The following is a 4,411-nucleotide window of genomic DNA, read 5'->3' as shown; positions in this document are numbered from 1 at the left end:
ATTTTGAGGCTTTTACGGGTATGTATATAGTAGTACCTCAAATGTTGGGTGTATTTATTGCAATACCTATAGGTATATTTTTTTTATTGTTCGGTATTTGTAAAAAAAATCTAGGTAGTGAATCTAAAAATAGGTTTATAAAAGCTGGAATAATAATCTTAATTTTACAGCTTTGTTATTTTGTCATAGTTAATAACGGCTATTATCTTACGGTATAGTTTGTCCTATATTTTTTAAATTTTTTGTAGTTGGTGGTTGTTTGATATAGCTACACTTAACAAATCAATCAACGGTCGCCTTCGGCTGGACAACCAAACCTTCGGTTTGTCTGCTCGTTATTGAGGCGTTAACCCAGAGGAGCATTGAGTGAATTATGTGTTGATTTCAGCAATTGCGGGTTTTGTACTTGCGCTGATGCTTGGAGCCTCAAAGAATGCCAAGCCAATCTCTATGGAGAATGGGGATGTTCTTCTTACGTATACGAATTCAATTAGAGGTGCCGGTCTCGTCCTTTCCATTATATCTATAGGTGGTTTATTTTTTGCTCTTATCTTCGTCCCAATAAAGACAGAGTCAGATGCGCGAGCAGTTATTTGGTTATTCTCGGCAGCTTTTCTCTTTACTGCTTATTTTTATATTGAATTTTTTACAGTAAAGATCACCCTGAAAGCCGGTGGCATTGCAGGAACATCAGGATGGAGAGGGCTCAGAGAATATGAGTGGAGCGAAATAGAAGAGATAACGTATTCGCCAGTATCGATGTGGTTTACTATTAAGGCTACAGCCAAAGCACCTCTAAGAGTTCACGCCTGGATTAGCGGGGTAGATGAGTTTCAAAAACATTATATGGCGAATTTAGAAAAGCAGATCTGGGTTTCAGCTTATGAAAGTGCATTGAAGGATGAAAGGGTCAACAAGCAAAGGCTGTCGGACAACTAAAGCGCCCGCTGCTTTGGGCGTTATTTGTCTACGGGGAAGGTGATGGAACAAGTAATTGAATGCCACCCAGGAAAAATCTTAGAAGTCCTCTACGAGAAGGAAATGTGGAGCATTCAAAAACAGTGGATGGCCACTTTCGCTAAGAATTCCCAGGGAGCAAATACCAAAGCTTATAAATGGCATACCTTTAGCGCTGGTTGCTATCCTTCAAGCGAAGGAGAGAAAGCACGCGAACTATATAACAATCATAGTGCGCACGAATATTACATAATGGCAAACGATGATGAGTTAGTAGTACTAACTGACCTAAAGCCTGAAACAGTTGATTTGTTGGACTACTATATTTTTCCAAAAAATATGGCTTGGTGTATGGCTTTTACTCATGAGGAAGGTTGGTTAGGGCCCTACTTTGCCAAACATCCAGATTACGAAAAACTAAATATCGACAATCAAAAACAGATTGAAAAAGAGAAACAAAAAGCCTTTGCCAAGAGTAAAGGATGGACATAAAAATTCACATAACAAATAGGTCAAACTGACACCTGGCGGCACAGTTTACCTAGGAGTTAAGTGCATCAGAGAATGAAGACGTCAGTAGCAATTGTTTTACTTACATTAATTTTGAATGGTTGCGCTACACCACAAACCTATACCGGAACGGTAACCGATTGCCAAGATAATCCGATTGCTAGAGCAGAAGTAGAAGCATGGGAAAACGAATGGATTCCTTTTCACTTGCCTGGTAAACTTGGAGAAACCAAAACGGATGAAAATGGAACTTTCACATTAAACACAAAAAAAGAGGCGAGTTTCTTCGTTTATTCTGGTAATAAACTAGTATTTACAAGCCACCCTGGGAAATCGGAGACCAAGTGTACCAAAAATAGCACTTAACAAATCGTGGCAGCAAGGGCGCTTCGCGCCGGGACGGCTTATACTTCGTTCCAGCCACCCCTGCACTCTGAGTTAATGGTCAAGAATCAGTATAAAGATGAAAATAGCCTTGGTATTTGTGGTAGCGGTACTCTACTCGTGGATCTGTGAGAGGCTTTTTGGTTACACCTCCACCTTGTATGTCCCAGTAGATATCCAAACCTCGCCAATACTGTATCAAGCGATGCTGGAAATTTATGGTCTGTGTGCCGTTCTAATTTTTGCTACATTGTTAGCAATTTTGATTGTCAAGCTTCGGCTCAAACAACCTGTCAAGCTATCGGTGCTTTTGGGGCTTCCATTAATTCCTATTTCAATTTACGGCGTTGTTAACTTTCTGGAAGTAGCGCCGGCACTATCAGATTTTATTCTTAGCTCTGGATTTCTAGTGAGTACAAGTGTAAAAGTTCTTCTGGCGATTTCTGTGCTTCCGGTACTTGTTCTCTTGCTAAGGAGCAAAGCCCATTAACAAACGCAAGCAGGCTTCTATGGCCCTTCGAGCTTCCGCGGGACGCCCAACTCTTTGCGCCCCTATTGCGGGCGTAAGTGTTAGGAAGTAACTTAGTGAAGAATCTCTTCTTTCTTACATTGTTGATATCCCTCTCAGAAAATGTGTACTCAACAGTTCAGGTTCAAGAAGAGCTATGGATTGATGGGGCTACATTTTATATAGAGGAGCTACCTCTTCAGCTGCATCCAGATTTCAAAGAAATTAATGGTTATTTTGACCGAGCGGTATGTTCTGGTAACTGGAGAGGGTATAAGGGTTACTGGGTAATCCGAGACAAGGAGCTATGGTTAAATCAACTAGAGAAAAATAATCCTTGCGGAAAAACTTCTGAATATTTGGATTTGTCTTCGGTTTTTAATGAGAAGAGTGCACTTCGTGGTATACCTGCAAGCTGGGTGACTGGCGATCTCAGTTTTCGTATAAGTGGTATATCGAATGCACCCAACTATGAATACTATGAGTATGAGGCTGTTATTTACACTTTTGAAAATGGCCAGCTAACAAATCGTGAGATCAAGACAATCAGGGTTGATCGGAGAAAACACTAACAATCGCAGGCAGTTTACTCCGGCCCTTCAGGCCTCCGCGGGACGCCCAACACTTACGGCACAGGTGCTAAACGCGTTAAATGTGTCGAGTAATGGAGTAAGAGTGATGAGTCAAAAGTGGTATAGAAGCGCATGGTTTCCCATCTACAATTCTATGCTTTTTTTGGCTTTTGGGTTTGTACTTTTAAATTACTACGGAATGGTTCACTGGGAAATAGTTGGGGATAATTATCTTCAGTTGGAGGGTAAATTAAAGGACTCCCTATTTAGCCTAATGTCAAAGCTCGGTGCGTACAGAATTTGCGGCCTTATCGCTCTATTTTTTGCTATCTGGGGATGTTTTTGCAAACCGAGATTGGCGATCATTTTGAATATTTTGTTGGGTGTGGTGTCGTGTTTTATGATAGTCGTAACAATGTAGGTATCTCATTTAACAAGGGCAGGCATGCTCGTAAATGCTGCGCATTTACTGGACCTCTCCCGCGTTGCAACTCCGGCCCATGCTGCCGGCGTTAGGAGCTTGATCATCCGAATAGCACTTTATTTAATTATCATTTTTCAATTGAGTGCATGTAGTGCTTGGAATGATTGGCGCATGAAGCGCTCTATAGAAAAAATGAGGAGCGAGGCCAGGGCGAAAATAGATAGCGAAGCTTGCGTATCCTCTGGTGGAAAAGTTGAAGGTATAGGAATTTTTGGTATACCTTCTTGTGTCGCTTATTACATCGATGGTGGTAAAAGCTGCACGGATAATTCACAATGCCAAGGGCTATGTTTCACACCCAACACCCATGAAATCGGAACTGCGATTCTGGGGTTGTGTCAGTCGAGTGAGCATGATTCCTTTGGTTGTATCAGCACCGTCGAAAACGGTGTTGTTAGCGAGGCATTTTGCCAAGATTGAGCAGGCTCCTAACAAAGCCAGGTAATGAAGCTCCGGGCCTGCGGCCCTCCGCGGGACAGCTTACCTTTTACGCAGGTCGCTACGCTCCCATTTTTACGCAAAATTCGCACAAGGTAAGCTGCCCCTGCTGGCGGCGTTAGACATAAGACTTGCCCACGTTTGGTAGACACCCTGTATAGTTAGGTTTAGGCCTAACACGGAGGTGTATCATGGGTAAGAAAAGAACTCAGGCGTATACGGAGGAGTTCCGTAGAGAAGCAGTTAAGAGAGCAGAAAAGCCTGGGGCAACAACGGCTTCTGTGGCTCGAGAGCTAGGCGTCAGCGCACAGCAGATCTACAACTGGCGTCGTCAATTTAATCGACTGTCTGATAAGCAGTTCAATAGGTTAGACGGCGTCAACTATTCCAAACGGGAAAGCACTGAAGTTCGCAAGCTCAAGAAGGAACTGCATGAAGCACGTCAGGAGGTTGAATTTCTAAAAAAGGCAGCTGCGTACTTTGCGAACCACCAAGAGTAAAGTACGCACTGATACAAGAGCATGTGGGGTCATTCCCGGTTAGCTTGATGTGTCGGTG

At 42.7% G+C, this 4,411-nt stretch carries 8 protein-coding genes; all 8 read left to right on the top strand.

All coding sequences use genetic code 11. The features are described 5' to 3' along the window. Positions 1–218: hypothetical protein (locus G367_RS26525; protein ID WP_026304856.1), on the top strand; the 218-nt coding region annotated here is incomplete at its 5' end. 148 nt (positions 219–366) lie between these two features. Then, positions 367–939 carry a hypothetical protein gene (locus G367_RS0100110; RefSeq protein ID WP_020411062.1) on the top strand — a complete coding sequence of 191 codons (573 nt, stop codon included), beginning with the start codon at positions 367–369 and terminating at the stop codon, positions 937–939. Between the two features lie 42 nt (positions 940–981). Beyond that, the gene (locus G367_RS0100105; protein WP_020411061.1) at positions 982–1,449 is read left to right on the top strand and encodes a DUF4275 family protein; all 468 of its coding nucleotides are present in this window, start codon (positions 982–984) and stop codon (positions 1,447–1,449) included. A 72-nt stretch (positions 1,450–1,521) separates the two neighbouring features. Further along, complete coding sequence (locus G367_RS0100100) at positions 1,522–1,833, top strand: transthyretin-like family protein (protein WP_020411060.1); 312 nt, start codon at positions 1,522–1,524, stop codon at positions 1,831–1,833. A 97-nt stretch (positions 1,834–1,930) separates the two neighbouring features. Further along, entirely contained in the window at positions 1,931–2,341 is a 411-nt protein-coding gene (locus G367_RS0100095; RefSeq protein WP_020411059.1) for a hypothetical protein, read from the top strand. A gap of 95 nt (positions 2,342–2,436) precedes the next feature. Beyond that, on the top strand, positions 2,437–2,931 hold the full coding sequence (locus G367_RS0100090; protein WP_020411058.1) for a hypothetical protein: 495 nt from the start codon (positions 2,437–2,439) through the stop codon (positions 2,929–2,931). A 445-nt stretch (positions 2,932–3,376) separates the two neighbouring features. After that, complete coding sequence (locus G367_RS22655) at positions 3,377–3,835, top strand: hypothetical protein (protein ID WP_020411056.1); 459 nt, start codon at positions 3,377–3,379, stop codon at positions 3,833–3,835. A gap of 209 nt (positions 3,836–4,044) precedes the next feature. After that, positions 4,045–4,353 carry a transposase gene (locus G367_RS0100075; RefSeq protein ID WP_020411055.1) on the top strand — a complete coding sequence of 103 codons (309 nt, stop codon included), beginning with the start codon at positions 4,045–4,047 and terminating at the stop codon, positions 4,351–4,353. Positions 4,354–4,411: the final 58 nt, after the last annotated feature.

It is taken from the genome of Microbulbifer variabilis ATCC 700307, assembly GCF_000380565.1.
Classification (GTDB): domain Bacteria; phylum Pseudomonadota; class Gammaproteobacteria; order Pseudomonadales; family Cellvibrionaceae; genus Microbulbifer; species Microbulbifer variabilis.
This window is presented reverse-complemented; position numbering and strand designations above follow the sequence as displayed.